The sequence below is a fragment of the Streptomyces sp. NBC_00704 genome, assembly GCF_036226605.1.
Classification (GTDB): domain Bacteria; phylum Actinomycetota; class Actinomycetes; order Streptomycetales; family Streptomycetaceae; genus Streptomyces.
This window is the reverse complement of the sequence record NZ_CP109000.1, coordinates 5,164,890-5,181,710: the sequence shown is the minus strand read 5'-3', so window position 1 is coordinate 5,181,710 and position 16,821 is coordinate 5,164,890. Positions and strand designations below refer to the sequence as shown.

Below are 16,821 nucleotides of genomic sequence, written 5' to 3'. Positions count from 1 at the left end.
GCCGCCCCGCCGTCCCGTCCTACGGCTTGGGCAGGGTGCAGCCGCTCTTGTTCAGGCTGAGCTGGTTGCCGGTGGTGAAGCAGGCCGGGATGAGGTAGGTCTCCTGGGCGTAGTTGATGCCCTTGCGGACGGTGACGTTGCCGTTGGCGTCGACCTCGCACGGGTTGTTCTCCGTGCAGCGCTGGCCGTCCTCGTTGCCGGTGTTGTTGACGGCGACGACCTTGCCGGTGGACTGGTCGATCACCGGCGAGCCGGAGGTGCCGCCGATGGTCTGGCAGGCGGAGGTGTAGCGGACCGAGTCCTTCCAGGTCCAGGCGCCCTCCTTCATCCGGTAGACGAACCCGTCGATGGCGCAGTTGTAGAGCCGCTTCCAGTAGCCGGACGCCACGGTGATGGCGGTGCCGGCGACCGGGTGGGTGTCCTGCACGGTGAGCGCGGAGATCCCGTACGCGTTCTTGATCGACGCGTAGGTGCTGGTGAGCTGGTAGATGGAGATGTCCGTGTCGGTCATCGTCCCGTAGGCCAGCTTGCTGGCGCGCAGGGTCGCGACGCGGCCGCCGGACGAGTTGAGCAGGCTGAACGTGCGGCTGGACGCCTGGTTGACGAGCACCTCGCCCGGCTCGGGGAAGCCGGTCGACAGGCAGTGGCCGTTGGAGAGGACCAGCGCCGGGTCGGTGTCCAGGGAGTTCGGGAAGCGGACGACCGAGCCGGAGCAGTTGCTGAGCGCGACGGTGCCGGCGAGGTTGACGGCCCGCAGCGCGGGAGCGGCCGACGCGGTCGCGGTCGCGCCGCCCGCGGGGGCGGGGGCCGCGGTGACGGTGGAGGCGCCGGTGGCGGGCTGCGCGTCCGCCGGTGCGGCGACCGCGGGCGCCGCACCGGCCCCGGCGACGGCCAGGGCGAAGAACGCGGCGACGAGAGGCTTTCTCATGTGGGGGTCCCCTCTTACGACAGGACGGCCGGAGATCTTCCGGCCGCCCGTGGAGTTGTCATGCGCATTGTTAGTGCACGGAGAGGTGAGGACAAGGGTGGGTTTTCGGCCGCCGGAAGGGAGCGTCCGCTTGCCCGGCGGCGGGGAACGCGGCGGCGCACGCGATCGCGGCCGCGCACGGGCGGCACACGTCCGGCACACGTCCGGCACACGTTCGGCCGCACCGGGGGCGCGGCTTCTCCGCCCGGCCCGGGAACGCCCGCCGGGGGCGCCCCGGGAAACCCGCGGGGCGCGGGGAACGCCGGGAGGGCCCGAAACGGCGGGGGCGCCGGAGGCGGGTGTGACGCAGGGGGCGTCCGGCCGGCGCGAGCGCCGACCAAAACGCACCAAATCACCCGTCTCGCGTGGCGGAAAACACGCCCCACGGAGCGTTACCGGGCCGTAAGCTCCCAGACATGCAGGTGATCCAGTCGACCAAGCTCGCCAACGTCTGTTACGAGATCCGGGGACCGGTTCTCGAGGAGGCGATGCGCCTGGAAGCGGCCGGCCACCGCATCCTCAAGCTGAACACCGGCAACCCGGCCGCCTTCGGCTTCGACTGCCCGCCGGAGATCCTGGAGGACATCCTCCGCAACGTCTCCACGGCGCACGGCTACGGCGACGCCAAGGGGCTGCTGGCCGCCCGCAGGGCCGTCGTGATGCACAACCAGACGCTCGGCATCGAGACGGACGTCGAGCACGTCTTCGTCGGCAACGGCGTCTCCGAGCTGATCGTCATGGCGATGCAGGGCCTGCTGGACGACGGGGACGAGGTCCTGGTCCCGTCCCCGGACTACCCGCTGTGGACCGCCGCCGTGTCGCTCTCCGGCGGCACCGCCGTGCACTACCGGTGCGACGAGCAGTCGGACTGGATGCCGGACCTCGCGGACGTCGAGCGCAAGGTCACCGACCGCACCAAGGCGATCGTCATCATCAACCCGAACAACCCGACGGGCGCGGTGTACGACGAGGCGATGGTGCGGGGGCTGACCGACATCGCGCGCCGCCACAACCTGCTGGTCTGCTCGGACGAGATCTACGACAAGATCCTCTACGACGGCGCCGTCCACACCCCCACCGCCAAGGTCGCCCCGGATCTGCTCACCCTCACCTTCAACGGCATGTCGAAGGCGTACCGGGTGGCCGGCTACCGGGTGGGCTGGATGGCGATCTCCGGCCCGCGCGCGCACGCCGACTCCTACATCGAGGGCCTGACGATCCTGGCGAACATGCGCCTGTGCGCGAACATGCCGGGCCAGCACGGAGTGGTGGCCGCGCTCAGCGGACGCCAGACGATCGGCGACCTGGTGCTGCCGGGCGGACGCCTCAAGGAGCAGTTGGACACGGCGTACGACCTGCTCACGCAGATCCCGGGCGTGACGTGCGTGCGGCCCAAGGGCGCGCTGTACCTGTTCCCGCGCCTGGACCCGGCCGTCTTCAAGATCAAGGACGACCGGCGGATGGTCCTGGACCTGCTGCGCCGGGAGAAGATCATGGTCGTCCAGGGCACCGGCTTCAACTGGCCCGAGCCCGACCACTTCCGGGTCGTCACCCTGCCCTCGGTGACGGACCTGCGGGACGCCATGGGCCGGATCGCGCGCTTCCTGGACGGCTACGGCCAGCTTTAAACGCGATGTGGGCGGCGACTTCGGCCGAGTCGCTACTTTAGACGAAATCCAAGCTAGGATGGTTTCCTGACAGCACAGGAGGCCATCCTCATGTACGAGCCGATCCGCACCCCTTCTTCCCGTGGGTCCGTCCCCACCACGATGGCCGACTCGCCCGCGGACTTCCCGCACCGCTCGCGCGAGGAGGAGCTGGACATCCAGCTCGCGGGGCATCTCGCGGCGCTGCTCGCCGTCACCGACGAATTGCGCGCGGCGGCGCCCTCCGACGACCTGGACTCCGCGGCCGCGCGGCTCGCCCAGCAGGTCACCCGGTTGCGGGGCGGCCGCGCCCCGGCCCGCGCGCCCCTCGCCGCCGACCCGGCGAAGCCGCGCCTGACGGCCGCGCACGAGCGGGCGCACGCCCTGGCCGGCCGCGCCCTCGTGGTCGCCGCCTCCCGCGCGGACACCTCGGCGGCGATCCTGGCGGCCCAGCGCATGGACGCGCACGCCGCCGCGCTGGTCGGGACCGGCGAGCTGAGCGCCGCCGGCTGAACCGCCGCCGGCCGACCCCCTCCGCGGGGTCCCTGAACGGCCCCGGTCCGCGTGCACCCGCAGCGACGCGCGGACCGGGCGCCATTTTCCCCACGCCCCGCCCAGCCCCGCCCCGATACGGGCATGGGCCGCCCGAAGACGCGCGCGAACCGGTGGGAACGGGCGAGGGCCCGCCGTCGTCCTCCCGTCGGGGCTGACGGGGGGACGACGACGGGCCCATGGCCGCGCACGCCGTTGTACGCGGCTCGCCGGTTCGCACCGCGGCCGGCCGTGACGATCACTGGTCAGGGCTCACCCACACCGGCCGCGGAGTCTTTCGGGGCGGGACTCAGCCCAGGCGCTCCACCAGCGCGCGGTACTCGTCCCACAGCTCCTTCGGGGTGTGGTCGCCGAAGGTGTTGAGGTGCTCGGGGACCAGGGCGGCCTCCTCGCGCCAGATCTCCTTGTCGACGGTGAGGAGGAAGTCGAGGTCCTCGTCGGCGAGGTCCAGGCCCTTGGTGTCGAGGGCGCCCTTGGCCGGCAGGACGCCGATCGGGGTCTCGACGCCCTCGGCGCGGCCGTCCAGTCGCTCCACGATCCACTTCAGGACGCGGCTGTTCTCGCCGAACCCGGGCCAGACGAACTTGCCCTCGTCGTTCTTGCGGAACCAGTTGACGTAGTAGATCTTCGGCAGCTTCGCCTGGTCCTTGCCCTTGGCGACGTCGACCCAGTGGCCCATGTAGTCGCCCATGTTGTAGCCGCAGAACGGCAGCATGGCGAACGGGTCGCGGCGCAGCTCGCCGACCTTGCCCTCGGCGGCGGCGGTCTTCTCGCTGGCCACGTTGGCGCCGAGGAAGACGCCGTGGTTCCAGTCGAAGGACTCCGTCACCAGCGGGACCGCGCTCGCGCGCCGGCCGCCGAAGAGGATCGCGGAGATCGGCACGCCCCGCGGGTCCTCCCACTCGGGCGCGATGATCGGGCACTGGGCGGCGGGGGTGGTGAAGCGGGCGTTGGGGTGCGCGGCCGGGACGCCGGACGCGGGCGTCCAGTCGTTGCCCTTCCAGTCCGTGAGGTGGGCGGGGGTCTCCTGCGTCATGCCCTCCCACCAGACGTCGTTGTCGTCGGTGAGGGCGACGTTGGTGAAGACCGAGTTGCCCCACAGCGTCTTCATCGCGTTGGCGTTGGTGTGCTCACCGGTGCCGGGCGCGACGCCGAAGAAGCCGGCCTCGGGGTTGATGGCGTACAGCCGGCCGTCCTCGCCGAAGCGCATCCAGGCGATGTCGTCGCCGATGGTCTCGACGGTCCAGCCGGAGACGGTCGGCTCCAGCATGGCGAGGTTGGTCTTGCCGCAGGCGCTCGGGAAGGCCGCGGCCACGTACTTGGACTCGCCGGTGGGCGGGGTGAGCTTGAGGATCAGCATGTGCTCGGCGAGCCAGCCCTCGTCGCGGGCCATGACGGACGCGATGCGCAGGGCGTAGCACTTCTTGCCGAGCAGGGCGTTGCCGCCGTAGCCGGAACCGTAGGACCAGATCTCGCGGCTCTCGGGGAAGTGCGAGATGTACTTGGTGGAGTTGCACGGCCACGGGACGTCGGCCTCGCCCTCGGCCAGCGGCGCCCCGAGCGTGTGCACGGCACGCACGAAGAACCCGTCGGAGCCGAGTTCGTCCAGCACCGGCTGTCCCATGCGGGTCATGGTGCGCATGGATACGGCGACGTAGGCGGAGTCGGTGATCTCGACGCCGATGGCGGAGAGGTCCGAGCCGAGCGGGCCCATGCAGAACGGGACCACGTACATGGTGCGCCCGCGCATCGAGCCGCGGAACAGGCCCTTCTCACCGGTGAAGATCTCCCGCATCTCGGCGGGGGCCTTCCAGTGGTTGGTCGGGCCCGCGTCCTCCTCCTTCTCGGAGCAGATGAAGGTGCGGTCCTCGACGCGCGCGACGTCGGTGGGGTCGGAGGCCGCGTAGTAGGAGTTGGGGCGCTTGACCGGGTCGAGCCTCTTGAACGTGCCCTTCTCGACGAGCTCCCCGCACAGGCGCTCGTACTCGGCCTCGGATCCGTCACACCAGACCACGTTGTCCGGCTGCGTCAGTTCGGCGATCTCGTTCACCCAGGAGACGAGTTCCTGGTGGTCGGTGGGGATGACGGGGGGAGCCGCGTTCTCGCGCGCCACGATTGCTCCTAAAAAGAGGGATTTTTTGTTGGAGGCCCCGTGGGGGCTGCGACCCGGATGCTTCTCGGTGTGACCTCGGGCGCTCATCCGGTGTCGACCGCACTCATTTGATCCTCCGATGTCCGCGCCCATATGTCCAGAGGGCCTCACAGGTGAGCGGAGTGAGGATGGCCACGTGTAGAGCCGTCACTTTGCGTCCACTTGACGTTCAGCCGATCGCCGGTCGACCGGAGCGCCGTGAGACGCCCGCCACTCCCGGTCCACGGCCCGGCCCAGGAGGCCTCTGACCTACGGGCGCGTAGGTACGATTGAGTGCATGACAGCGCCCGTTCCCGACGCGCCCACGGACACGCCGGCCGCCGGCCGTGGTCCCGTGGCGCTCTCCCTGCCGCATCCGGTCAAACCCAAGCTCCGCGGCTGGCTGCACCTCGGAATGTTCCCGGTCGCCCTCGTCGCGGGCTTCGTGCTCACCGCCCTCGCCGACTCCACCCGCGGCCGCATCGCGTGCGGCGTCTACGCCGTCACCGCCTGCCTGCTGTTCGGCGTCAGCGCCCTGTACCACCGGGGCGACTGGAGCCCGCGCATGGACCGCGTCCTGCGCAGGCTCGACCACGCGAACATCTTCCTGATCATCGCGGGCACCTACACCCCGCTCGCCCTGCTGCTCCTGCCGGGCTCCACCGGCCGGTGGCTGCTGTGGGGCATCTGGGCGGCCGCGCTCGCCGGGATCGCCTTCCGCGTCTTCTGGGTCGGCGCCCCGCGCTGGCTCTACACCCCCTGCTACATCGCGATGGGCTGGGCCGCCGTCTTCTTCCTGCCCGACTTCATGCGCACCGGCGGCGTCGCCGTGATGCTCCTGGTGATCGTCGGCGGGCTGCTCTACAGCGCGGGCGGCGTGATCTACGGCATCAAGCGCCCCAACCCCTCCCCGCGCTGGTTCGGCTTCCACGAGGTGTTCCACTCCCTCACGGTCGCCGCCTTCCTCGCGCACTACATCGGCATCTCCCTGGTGGCCTACCAGCACGGATGACACACCGGCGGCGCCCTCCCCGCCACCCCTCCCACCCGGCCACGGCTCTCCAGCCGTGGCCGTTTTCCGTGTGCCCGGAGACCCAGAGTATTGACAGCGGCCATCTTTTGACAGCTACTCTCATTTCATGGTTACTCTCACGAACGCGAACCCGGACGCGGTGGAACCCGACCCGCGCCGCTGGTGGGCCCTCGGCGCCCTCGTCGCCAGCATGCTCACGCTCGGCTTCGACACGACGATCCTCAACGTGGCCCTGCCGACCATGGCCGAACAGCTCGGCGCCACCACCGGGCAGCAGCAGTGGATGGCCGACGCCTACGTCGTCGTCTTCGCGGCGCTGATGCTCCCCGCCGGCCTCCTCGGCGACCGGTTCGGCCGGCGCCGGATGCTGATCACCGGGCTCGGGGTCTTCCTCGCCGGGTCCCTCGTCGGCGCCCTGGCCGAGAACGTCGGCGCCGTGATCGCCGCCCGCGCGGTGATGGGCGTGGGAGCCGCCCTCATCACCCCGCTCGCGCTGTCCGTGCTGCCCTCGCTGTTCGCGCCCGGGGAGCGGACCAAGGCCGTCGGCATCGTCTCCGCGGGCTCGACGCTCGGCCTGCCGCTCGGACCGATCATCGGCGGCTGGCTGCTCGACCACTTCTGGTGGGGCTCGGTCTTCCTGATCAATGTGCCCATGGCCGCGCTCGGCATCGCCGCCTGCGTGTTCCTGCTGCCCGAGACCCGCGACCCCGCCTCCCCGCGGGTGGACCTCCTCTCCGCCGCGCTCACCGCGGCCGGGCTCGGCGCCCTCGTCTACGCGATCATCGAGGCCCCCACCCGCGGCTGGGGCGACCCGCTGGTACTGGCCGCGTTCGCCGCCGCGGCGGTCCTGATCACCGCGCTGGTGCTGCGCGAACGGCGGGTGCGGCGGCCCATGCTGGACATGACGCTGCTCGCCCACCGCGGCTTCCTGTTCAACACGCTCGCCGCGACCCTGGTGATGTTCGTCCTGTCCGGGCTGCTCTTCGTGCTGCCTCCCTACCTCCAGGTCGTCCTCGGCCACGACGCCCTCGGCACCGGCGTCCGGCTGCTGCCGATGATGGGCGGCCTGATCATCGCCGCGCGGGCCGCGCAGCCCGTCGTGACCCGGTTCGGGGCGCGCGGCGTGGTGAGCGCGGGACTGGTGGTGCTGGCCTTCGCCGCGCTGCTGGGCAGCCGCACCACCGCCGACTCCGGCTACGGCTTCACCGCGCTGTGGCTGTCGGTCGTCGGCTTCGGCTTCGGCTTCTCGGTCGTGCCCGCGATGTCGGGCGCGCTGGACGCCCTGCCCGCCGACCGCGCCGGCAGCGGCTCCGGGCTGCTGATGACCCTGCGCCAGGTCGGCGGCGCCGTCGGCATCGCCCTGCTCGGCAGCGTGCTGGCGGACGCCTTCCGCGACCGGCTCGACGTCACCGGCCTGCCCGCCGGGGCCGCCGACACCGCCGGCGGGTCGGTGGTCGCCGCCCACGCGGTCGCCGACCGGGTCCACGCGGGCCCGCTCGCCGCCTCCGCGGACGCCGCCTACGTCCACGGCATGGGCCTCGTCATGCTGGTGTGCGGGATCGCCGCGCTGGTCTCCGCGCTGCTGGCGGCGGCCTTCCTGCCCGGAACCCGGTCCGGCCGGACCGCCGCCGCCGCCGGGGCCGCCGGTCCCGACGTGGTGGCCGCCGACGCCGATGCCCGACAATGAGGCCCATGACGGCCGCACGCACCAGCTCTCCCGCCGACCGCCCCCGACCGGGCCTGCGCGAACGGAAGAAGACCAAGACCCGCGAGGCGATCCGCGCCGCCACCTACGCGCTCGTCGGGGAACAGGGCTACGACGCCACGACGATCGACCAGATCGCCGAGCGCGCCGAGGTGTCGCCGTCGACCGTCTTCCGCTACTTCCCGACCAAGGAGGACATCGTCCTCACGGACGAGTACGACGCCGTCATCGTGGAGGAACTGCGGGCCCGCCCGAAGGACGAGGCCTGGACGGACTCCATCCGCCACGTCATGCTCGCCGCCGCCCGCACGGGCATCGAGGACGACATGGAGGTGGCCCGGCTGCGCACGCGGCTGCTGGTGGAGGCCCCGGCCGTGCGGTCGCGGATGATGGAGAGCATGTCGGTCACCGGCCGGCTGCTCCGCGAAGCGATCGCCGAGCGCACCGGCCTCGACCGCGACGGCCTGGAGGTCCGCGTCCACGCGATGTCCCTCGTCGGCGGCCTGATGGAGACCTCCCTGTACTGGGCCGAGAACGGCCACCAGGGCGACTTCGCCGGCCTCCTCGACCGCGCCCTGGACGTCCTGGAACACGGCCTGGGCCGGGAGAACTGCTGAGCCCCGGCCGCTCCCCCGTGCCATCCTGACCAGGTGAACGCATTCCGGATCCGCGTCGAAGTCGCGCCCGAACTGGCCCTGTTCGTCCCGCACGCCCGGCGCGCCGGCGCCACCGACCTCGCCGTCGACGGCGTCTCCACCCTCGGCCATGTCGTCGAGTCGCTCGGCGTGCCCCTCACCGAGGTCGGCGCCCTGCTCGTCGACGGGCGGGAGCGGCCCGTCTCGCACATCCCCGCCGCCGGCGAGTCGGTGAGCGTGCGCCCGGTCGCCCGCCCCCAGCCGGTGCCGGGCGCCCCGCTGCGCTTCCTCCTCGACGTCCACCTCGGCACCCTCGCCCGCCGGCTGCGCCTGCTCGGCGTCGACGCGGCCTACGAGTCGACCGACATCGGGGACCCGGCCCTCGCCGCCCGGTCGGCGGCCGAACAGCGGGTCATGCTCAGCCGCGACCGGGGCCTGCTGCGCCGCCGCGAACTGTGGGCCGGCGCCTACGTCTACAGCACCGCCCCCGAGGAACAACTCCGCGACGTCCTCGACCGGTTCGCGCCCGGCCTGCGGCCCTGGACCCGGTGCACCGCCTGCAACGGGCTGCTGAAGCAGGCCACCAAGGAAGAGGTCGCCGGCCAGCTCCGCCAGGGCACCCAGCAGTCCTACGACGTCTTCGCCCAGTGCCGCTCCTGCGGCCGCGCCTACTGGAAGGGCGCGCACCACGAGCAGCTGGTCGCCATCGTGGAACGCGCCCTGGCGGAGTTCGCGGGCTAGCGCGACACACGCCCTACGGCCCCGGTTCCCCCCAGCCCCTGTCCCGCCCGCCGCCCCTGCCGTCCGTCAGCCGCCCAGCGCGTCGCGCAGCCGTCGCGGGTCGGTGGTCGGGGCGTCGCAGGTGAAGCCGCGGCAGACATAGGCGGCCGGCCGCCCGTCGACCAGCGGCCGGCCGGCCAGCAGCGGGAACTCGTCGCCGCCCGCCTCCCCGAACGCGACGACCGCTCCGGGAGCGGCGCCCAGCAGGGCCGTCCGGTGCAGCTCCCGCGCGGCCGGGTCGTCCGGCCCCGCGCCGACGACCGCGACCTCGCGCGGACCGTCCAGCAGCGCCTCCGCCGCGGCCAGCCCCCAGCCGATGAACCGGGGAACGCGCGGACCCAGCGCCTTCACCACGCCCAGCGCCCGCTCGGCCGCCGTGCGGTGGCGCTCCGAGCCGGTGTGCGCCGCATAGCCGAGCAGCGCCGCGGCCGCGGCCGTCCACCCGGAGGGCACGGCGTTGTCGGTCGGGTCCTGCGGGCGCCGGATGAGCCGCTCGGCGTCCACGGCCGTGTCGAACAGGGAACCCGATCCGGCGTCCACGAACCGGGTGAGGACGTGGTCGAGCAGGAACCCGGCGAACTCCAGCCAGACGCCCTCCCCGGTGACCGAGGCGAGCGCCAGGAACCCCTCGGCGACGTCGGCGTAGTCCTCCAGGACGCCCGCGTGGGCGCCGGCCTGCCCGTCCTTGCTGGTGCGGGCGATGCGGGCCTGGTCGTCCAGGTGCAGCCGCACGAGGAGGTCGGCGGCGGCGAGGGCCGCGTCGACGAGATCGGGACGGTCGAAGTACGCGCCCGTCTCGGCGAGCGCGGCGATCGCCAGCCCGTTCCAGGCGGCGACGACCTTGTCGTCCCGGCCGGGAGCGGGCCGTCCCGCACGGGCCCGGAACAGCCGGCTCCTGATCGACTCGATCCTCGCGGCGTCGGACAGGCCGTCCTGCTGCGGGAGTTGCAGCACCGAGGCGCCGTGCTCGAAGGTGCCCTCCTCGGTCACCCCGAAGTGGCGGGCGGCCAGCTCGGCGTCCTCCTCGCCCAGCACCTCCCTCAACTGGGCGGGCGTCCAGGCGTAGTACGCGCCCTCGACGTGCCGGCCGGTGCCGTCGTCGCTGTCGGCGTCGAGCGCGGAGGCGAACCCGCCCTGCTCGGTGCGCAGTTCCCGCACCATGAAGTCGGCGGTCTCCAGGGCGACCCGCCGCGCGAGCTCCGAGCCCGTGGCGCGCCACAGGTGCGCGTAGACCCGGCACAGCAGCGCGTTGTCGTAGAGCATCTTCTCGAAGTGCGGCACGGTCCAGTCGCGGTCCACGGAGTAGCGGGCGAAACCGCCGCCGAGCTGGTCGTAGATCCCGCCGCGGGCCATCCGTTCACAGGTGTCGCGGGCCATCTGGAGAGCGCCCTCGGCCCCGGTGCGCGCGTGGTGGCGCAGCAGGAACTCGATCACCATGGACGGCGGGAACTTCGGCGCCCCGCCGAATCCGCCGCGCTGCGGGTCGTACTCGCGGGTCAGCCCGAGCAGCGCCTGCGACAGCTCCTGCTCTCCGGGGGCCTGACTGTCGCCGAAGGAGATCTCGCGCCCCGCCAGATCCCGGACGATCTTCCCGGCGACCTCGGCGACCTCGTCCCGCCGGTCGGTCCAGGCCTGCCGGACCCCTTCCAGCACCTGCTGGAAGGAGGGCATGCCGTGCCGGGGCTCGGGCGGGAAGTACGTGCCGAAGTAGAAGGGCTCGCCGTCCGGCGTCAGGAACACGGTCATGGGCCAGCCGCCCTGGCCGGTGGCCGCCTGCACGGCCTCCATGTAGACGGCGTCGACGTCGGGCCGCTCCTCGCGGTCGACCTTCACGCTGACGAAGTGCTCGTTGAGGCGGTCGGCGGTCTCCTGGTCCTCGAAGGACTCGTGCGCCATCACATGGCACCAGTGGCACGCGGAGTAACCGACGGACAGCAGAACGGGCACGTCGCGCCGCTTCGCCTCCTCGAACGCCGCCGGCCCCCAGGGCCACCAGTCGACCGGATTGTCGGCGTGTTGCAGCAGATAGGGCGAGGTCGCGCCAGCCAGCCGGTTCATGCGATTCAGCCTCTCACACGACCCGATCCAGCACACGAAGCCCTGGCGGACGGGGCCCTCGAGGACATACGCGGCCCGGGGCCCCTCGGTTCGGATTCCCGAACCCGCGGACGGGTGGTCACCCCATGGTGGCGGGTGCCGCACTCTCCGTAACGTGAGGGACATGCACCTCTCGGTCCGTCGCAGGCGCGTCCCGTTCCGCGCCGTCGCCCTCACCCTCGCCCTCGCCGCCCTCCCCGCCCTGACGTGCGGCGCCCCGGCGCCCGGGAGCCCGGCGTCCGCGGACCCGTCGCTGCAAGGGCTGTGGCGGAGCAGCGGATACGGCACCGTCGTCGCGGTCAGCGGCCGTCGCCTTCGCACCTACGAGACGACGCGCGTCAGCTGCCTGCCCGGCGGCCTGGAGGCCGAGCAGCACGGCTCGCCCCGGGCGGGCGGCGCCGTGGACTTCACGCCGGCGGTCAGCCAGGAGGCCGGGCCCCTCACCCTGACCCCGGACACCGGCGGCGACGGCGACTCCGTCCGGCTCCGCTTCGAGGACGACGCGGGGTTCCGCACCCTGCACCGCGTCCGTGGACTCCCCGCGAGGTGCGGCCGGAAGCCTGCCGGGGACCCCCGCTCGGTCTTCGACGTCTTCTGGCAGACGTACGCGGAGAACTACCCCTCGTTCGCGGCGAAGGGCGTCGACTGGGCCGCCGTACGCGACCGCTACCGCCCCGCCGTCACCGCCCGCACCACCGACGCCGAACTGTTCGGCGTCCTCACGCGCATGATCGGGCCGCTGCACGACGCCCACACCGCGATCGTCGCCGGGAACCGGCGCTTCACGGGCCGTCGGGCGGACACGAGGACGCCGACCCCCGACACCGTCAGGAAGATCGACGAGGCGACGGCCGCGAGCGTGGGCACGCCCCAACGGCGCTGGGGGCGCGGCGCCATCGGCTACGCCGACCTGCCCCACCGCGTCGGCTATCTGCGCATCACCCGTTTCTCCGGCTTCACCGGGAACGGCGACTACGCGGGAGACCGGGCCGCACTCGACGAAGCCCTCGACGCCGTCCTGACCGGTGCGCGCACCCGTGGCCCCCGGGCGCTGCGCGCCCTCGTCGTCGATCTGCGGTTCAACGGCGGCGGATCCGACGCCCTCGGGCTGCGCCTCGCCTCCAGGCTCACCTCCCGCGCGTACCCCGCCTATGCGAAGCGGGCCCGCGACGACAGCGCGGGTGCGCGGCGGTTCACCCCGGCCCAGCCGATCCAGGTGGTGCCACGGTCAGACCGTCCGGTCTTCACCGGCCCGCTCGCCGTGCTCACCGGCCGCCTGACCGTCAGCGCGGGAGAGACCTTCACCCAGGCCCTCATGAACCGCGTCCCGGCTCCCGTCCGCATCGGGGAGAACACCCAGGGCGCTCTGTCCGACACCATGGACCGGGCCCTGCCCAACGGCTGGTCCCTCACCTTGCCCAACGAGAAGTACCTCGCCCCGGACGGCGCCGCCTTCGACGGGACCGGTATCGCGCCCACCGTCCGCGTGCCCGTCTTCACCGGCGCCGACTTCGCGGCCCACCGCGACAGCGCCCTCACCCGGGCCCGTGAGCTTCTCGGCTGAGGCGGGCGGGCTGGCCCCTCCGCAGGCCTGTGCGGGAGGCGGGCCGGGGTCGTCCAGGGTGCGCAGGACCAGGCCGGAGGCCGGCTTCGGGCCGAAGGAGGTCGACTTCCGCGGCAGGGTGACGCCGCGGCGCGCCAGGTCGTGGACCAGTTCCTCGCGCACCGGATGCAGCAGCACGGCGGTGGCGCCGAGGGCTTCGGCCCGCGCCACCGCCGCCTCCGCGTCGTGCACGTAGGCGACGGAGTCGGCGGCGTCCGGGACGCGCCACACCCGGGCCAGGAGGGTTTCGTGCAGCACGGCGGCGTCCAGGGCGTGCCAGTCCGCCGGACGGTCCCGTCTCGCCGTACGGGCGAGGAGCGCCGGGTCGGGCCTGTCGAGGAGGTGGTAGGAACCGTCGCCCGCGAGGAGGAAGGCGTTGCCCTTGGAGGCCGCTTCCGCCAGGGCCGCCATGGCCCGGGGAAGGGACGTGTCCAGGCGCCGGACGCGGAAGGAGTCTCCCACCGCGGCCAGCGCCTCGGACACGGGAAGACGGTGGAGGAGCCGGTGGATCGCGTTGACCTGGAGGGGGTACAGCGCCGTGTCCACGAGGAGGACGAGGGCGTAGTCCCAGGGGCCGGGCGTCCCGGCCCGCTCCCGTTGCAGACGCAGGTACGTGGCCCACCGGTGGTGGCCGTCGGCGATGAGCGCCTGGTGTCCGGCGAGGTGATCGGCCGCTTCGGCGACCTCGGCCGGGTCGGTCACCGACCACAGGCGATGGCGGAAGCCGTCCCGCGTGGTGGTGACCAGCAGGGGAGGGCCGGCCGTCGCCCGCTCGACGACGGACGCGGCCGCGGCCGGTCCGGCGGCGCCCCGGTAGCCGAGCAGCAGGGGTTCGAGATGGGCGGCGGTGGCCCGCACCAGGGCCGCCCGTTCCTCGACGACGTGCGCGATGACGTCCTCGTGGGGCAGGACGACGCCCTCCTCGGGCGGGGAGAGCGCCAGGGCGCCGATGACGCCGCGCTGCACGAGGTCGCCACGCGACTGTTCGTAGACGTAGAGGGCCGGTTCGGCGTCGGAGGCGAGGACGCCGTCGGCGAGCCACGTACGCAGCGTCCCCGACGCCTGTCGCCGGCGTGCCTCGGCCGTGTCGGCCTGCGGGAGGATCAGGCGGACGATGCTGTAGGGATGCGCGGGCGCCTGTCCGTCACCGCGGGGCACGCCGTCGAGCGGCGGCGAGGTCACGGCCGCCAGCGGGCCGGCTTCCTCCGGCACATAGCGGACTCCGCGCAGCGGGAGCAGCCGCAGACCGCCGGTCGTCGCCGGCGGTGCGGGGTCGTCCTTTCCGGGAAGAAGATCGAGCACCTTCGTTCACCGTGCGCCGGTGGGGACGCCCGGCGGGCGGCGGGACGGCCTCGTCCGCTCGAAGACGTCCGCCAGACGGAACAGCACGGGCTCGCTGAACGCCCTGCCGGTGAACGTGACGCCGACCGGCAGGCCCTCCGTCCAGCCCGCCGGCACGCTGATCGCGGGGTAGCCGGCCAGTCCGGGCACGAGCGCGGCTCCGTGCGGGTCGGGATCGCCCTCGACGACGTCGATGGTCCACGGCGGCGGGCAGGTCGGCATGACCAGCGCGTCGAGCCGGTGCTCGTCCATGACGGCGTCGATGCCCTCCGCCCGCGCCTTGCGCCGCACGGTGGCCAGCGCGTCACGGTAGGCCGGGGCGTCGAGGTCGGGGGTGTGCGCGGCGAGCATCTCCAGGATGTCCTGCTCGTACAGCTCCAGCTCGACCGCCGCGTTGGCCCGGTTGGCCTCCACCAGGGCGGCGATGCTGCGCGGGTGGCTGCCGGGTGTCCGTGCGAGGTAGCGCTCCAGGCCGTGGGCGGTCTCGTTCACCACGACGTGGCCGAAGGACGGATCGGCGGTCAGCTCGGCGGCCCCCGGGATGTCCGTCCCCTCGACGACGACCGCGCCGGCCCGGCTCAGGGCCTCCAGAGCGGACTCGGCGACCGCGTCGGCCGCCTCGCTGTAGCCGAAGAACATGGTGCGCGGCACGCCGACGCGCACCCCGCGCAGGTCCGTGGCGCCGAGGAAGCTGCGGTAGTCGAGCACGGGCGCGCCGTCCGTCGCCCGGTCCAGCGGGTCGGGCCCGGCGATCACGGAGAGCACGTCCGCGGCGTCGGCGACGGTGCGCGTCAGCGGTCCGATCGAGTCGAAGCTGGGGATGCCGGGGATCATGCCCGCCCGGCTGGTGAGTCCGGTGGTCGGCTTCACGCCGACGAGGCAGTTCGCGGCGGCCGGTCCCAGGATCGACCCGATGGTCTCGGTGCCGAGCGCCACCGCGCACAGGTTCGCCGCGACCCCCACCGCCGAGCCCGAACTCGACCCGTGCGGCGATCGCGTCGGGTCGTACGGATTGCGTGTCTGGCCGCCCCGGGCGCTCCAGCCCGCGGGCCCGAGGATCCACGACGTCTTGTTCGCCTTGCCGAGCAGCACGGCTCCGGCCGCGCGCAGCCGGGCCACGACGGTGGCGTCGCGCTCGGGCCGGGAGCCGAGCATGACCGTCGAGCCGCTCGTGGTGTGCATGCGGTCGGCGGTGTCCAGGTTGTCCTTGAGGAGGACGGGGACGCCGTGCAGCGGACCGCGGACCGGGCCGGCGTCCAGCCGGGCGGCCTCCGCCTCCGCGTCCGGATTGACCTCGATGACGGCGCGCAGTTCGTCGTTGAGGCGCTCGATGCGGTCCAGGTACCAGCGGGTCAGTTCGAGGGCGGTGAGACTCCCGTCGGCGAGTGCCGTCCGCAGTCCGGCCAGGGTCGCCTCGGTCGGATCAAACACGGGACACCGCCGGGAGCGAGGAGAGTTCACGCAGCAGGGCGGCCTCGTGGTCGGCCAGGTAGAAGTGGCCGCCGGGGAAGCGGTGCGCCGTGAAGGGGCCCGTGGTGACCTCGGCCCAGGCGTCGACGTCGTGCGCCCGGGTGTCGGCGTCGTCCTCGCCGTAGCAGGCGTGCACCGGGCAGTCGAGCAGGTTCGGACGGTCCGTGCGGTAGGTCCGCACGAGGGTGAAGTCGGCCCGGATCGGCGGCAGGACGAGGTCGCGCAGCTCGGGGTCCTCGAAGAGCCGGGCGTCGTATCCGCCGAGTCGTTTGACCTCCTCGACGAGCGCCTCGTCGCTCAGCTCACCGCTGCCGTCGCCGCGGCGGGCCGAGCCGGGGCGCGCCGAGTGCCGCCGGGAGGGCGGCACCTGGCCCGAGACGATCAGCGCACGCACCGGCATCCGCTGCGCCACCTCGTAGGCGATCCAGGCGCCCATGCTGTGCCCGAACAGGACGAGCGGACGGTCGAGCAGGGGCGTGAGCGCCTCCGTCACCGCCGCGACCATCGGCTCCATCCGGTCGAGACAGGGCTCGCTCACCCGGTCCTGCCGCCCCGGATAGCGCACGCCGACCACCTCGACGTCGGACGGCAGGGCGGCGGGCCAGGTGCGGAAGGCGCTCGGGCCCCCGCCGGCGTGCGCGAAACAGACGAGGCGCACCCGGGGCCGGTCCACCGGCCGGTGTGTCCGCAACCATGTGCTGGTCTGCTGGGCGGCAATCAAGGTACGCCTCCGAGTAAGTGTTCGAGTAGGGGGTCCGGGCACGGGCCGGACCCTCCCCGCCGCTCGTGGCGACCGGCGCCGGGGCCCGACCGCGGCCTCCGCCGCGCAAGGGGACGCGCCGGACCGTCGCCGCGGAACCC

Annotated in this window: 12 protein-coding genes and 1 pseudogene; 7 read left to right on the top strand and 6 right to left on the bottom strand. The window is 73.2% G+C overall.

Annotated elements, in window-relative coordinates:
- Positions 1–19: 19 nt before the first annotated feature.
- Positions 20–928: a S1 family peptidase gene (locus OG802_RS22600; RefSeq protein WP_329413106.1), complete on the bottom strand. Its 909-nt coding sequence runs from the start codon at positions 926–928 to the stop codon at positions 20–22.
- A 455-nt stretch (positions 929–1,383) separates the two neighbouring features.
- Here OG802_RS22600 and OG802_RS22595 point away from each other — a divergent pair, with 455 nt between their 5' ends.
- Positions 1,384–2,595, top strand: coding sequence for a pyridoxal phosphate-dependent aminotransferase (locus tag OG802_RS22595; RefSeq protein ID WP_329413105.1), 1,212 nt, complete (start codon positions 1,384–1,386; stop codon positions 2,593–2,595).
- Positions 2,596–2,685: 90 nt separating this feature from the next.
- Entirely contained in the window at positions 2,686–3,126 is a 441-nt protein-coding gene (locus OG802_RS22590) for an SCO4983 family protein (RefSeq protein WP_329413103.1), read from the top strand.
- Positions 3,127–3,454: 328 nt separating this feature from the next.
- On the opposite strand, the gene OG802_RS22585 is transcribed toward OG802_RS22590, so the two are convergent.
- Positions 3,455–5,278: a phosphoenolpyruvate carboxykinase (GTP) gene (locus tag OG802_RS22585; protein ID WP_329413101.1), complete on the bottom strand. Its 1,824-nt coding sequence runs from the start codon at positions 5,276–5,278 to the stop codon at positions 3,455–3,457.
- Between the two features lie 316 nt (positions 5,279–5,594).
- Here OG802_RS22585 and trhA point away from each other — a divergent pair, with 316 nt between their 5' ends.
- The 4 genes from trhA to OG802_RS22565 all read left to right on the top strand — a co-directional run bounded on the left by trhA (position 5,595) and on the right by OG802_RS22565 (position 9,410).
- Positions 5,595–6,308, top strand: a complete 714-nt coding sequence (gene trhA / locus OG802_RS22580) for a PAQR family membrane homeostasis protein TrhA (RefSeq protein ID WP_329413100.1) — start codon at positions 5,595–5,597, stop codon at positions 6,306–6,308.
- Between the two features lie 127 nt (positions 6,309–6,435).
- Positions 6,436–8,016: an MFS transporter gene (locus tag OG802_RS22575; protein WP_329413098.1), complete on the top strand. Its 1,581-nt coding sequence runs from the start codon at positions 6,436–6,438 to the stop codon at positions 8,014–8,016.
- 5 nt (positions 8,017–8,021) lie between these two features.
- Complete coding sequence (locus OG802_RS22570) at positions 8,022–8,651, top strand: TetR/AcrR family transcriptional regulator (RefSeq protein ID WP_443055298.1); 630 nt, start codon at positions 8,022–8,024, stop codon at positions 8,649–8,651.
- 33 nt (positions 8,652–8,684) lie between these two features.
- Complete coding sequence (locus tag OG802_RS22565; protein ID WP_329413096.1) at positions 8,685–9,410, top strand: Mut7-C RNAse domain-containing protein; 726 nt, start codon at positions 8,685–8,687, stop codon at positions 9,408–9,410.
- Between the two features lie 66 nt (positions 9,411–9,476).
- On the opposite strand, the gene OG802_RS22560 is transcribed toward OG802_RS22565, so the two are convergent.
- Positions 9,477–11,507 carry a thioredoxin domain-containing protein gene (locus tag OG802_RS22560; RefSeq protein ID WP_329413095.1) on the bottom strand — a complete coding sequence of 677 codons (2,031 nt, stop codon included), beginning with the start codon at positions 11,505–11,507 and terminating at the stop codon, positions 9,477–9,479.
- A gap of 163 nt (positions 11,508–11,670) precedes the next feature.
- Here OG802_RS22560 and OG802_RS22555 point away from each other — a divergent pair, with 163 nt between their 5' ends.
- Positions 11,671–13,110 (top strand): S41 family peptidase, encoded by a 1,440-nt coding sequence (locus tag OG802_RS22555; RefSeq protein ID WP_329413093.1) that lies wholly within the window; start codon positions 11,671–11,673, stop codon positions 13,108–13,110.
- Positions 13,111–13,161: 51 nt separating this feature from the next.
- Here OG802_RS22555 and OG802_RS22550 read toward each other — a convergent pair.
- The 3 genes and pseudogenes from OG802_RS22550 to OG802_RS22540 all read right to left on the bottom strand — a co-directional run.
- Positions 13,162–14,451: pseudogene (locus OG802_RS22550) on the bottom strand (DUF1015 family protein); the annotation flags it as partial.
- Between the two features lie 6 nt (positions 14,452–14,457).
- Positions 14,458–15,921 (bottom strand): amidase family protein, encoded by a 1,464-nt coding sequence (locus OG802_RS22545; RefSeq protein ID WP_329413092.1) that lies wholly within the window; start codon positions 15,919–15,921, stop codon positions 14,458–14,460.
- Entirely contained in the window at positions 15,914–16,633 is a 720-nt protein-coding gene (locus OG802_RS22540; RefSeq protein ID WP_329413090.1) for a thioesterase II family protein, read from the bottom strand. Before OG802_RS22540 ends, OG802_RS22545 begins: the two co-directional genes overlap by 8 nt.
- Positions 16,634–16,821 lie beyond the last annotated feature (188 nt).

Excerpts from the sequence above, each read along its gene's own strand:
- OG802_RS22600 (WP_329413106.1), bottom strand. The coding sequence starts at position 928 with ATGAGAAAGCCTCTCGTCGCCGCGTTCTTCGCCCTGGCCGTCGCCGGG.
- OG802_RS22595 (WP_329413105.1), top strand. The coding sequence starts at position 1,384 with ATGCAGGTGATCCAGTCGACCAAGCTCGCCAACGTCTGTTACGAGATC.
- OG802_RS22590 (WP_329413103.1), top strand. The coding sequence starts at position 2,686 with ATGTACGAGCCGATCCGCACCCCTTCTTCCCGTGGGTCCGTCCCCACC.
- trhA (WP_329413100.1), top strand. The coding sequence starts at position 5,595 with ATGACAGCGCCCGTTCCCGACGCGCCCACGGACACGCCGGCCGCCGGC.
- OG802_RS22575 (WP_329413098.1), top strand. The coding sequence starts at position 6,436 with ATGGTTACTCTCACGAACGCGAACCCGGACGCGGTGGAACCCGACCCG.
- OG802_RS22570 (WP_443055298.1), top strand. The coding sequence starts at position 8,022 with ATGACGGCCGCACGCACCAGCTCTCCCGCCGACCGCCCCCGACCGGGC.
- OG802_RS22560 (WP_329413095.1), bottom strand. The coding sequence starts at position 11,507 with ATGAACCGGCTGGCTGGCGCGACCTCGCCCTATCTGCTGCAACACGCC.
- OG802_RS22555 (WP_329413093.1), top strand. The coding sequence starts at position 11,671 with ATGCACCTCTCGGTCCGTCGCAGGCGCGTCCCGTTCCGCGCCGTCGCC.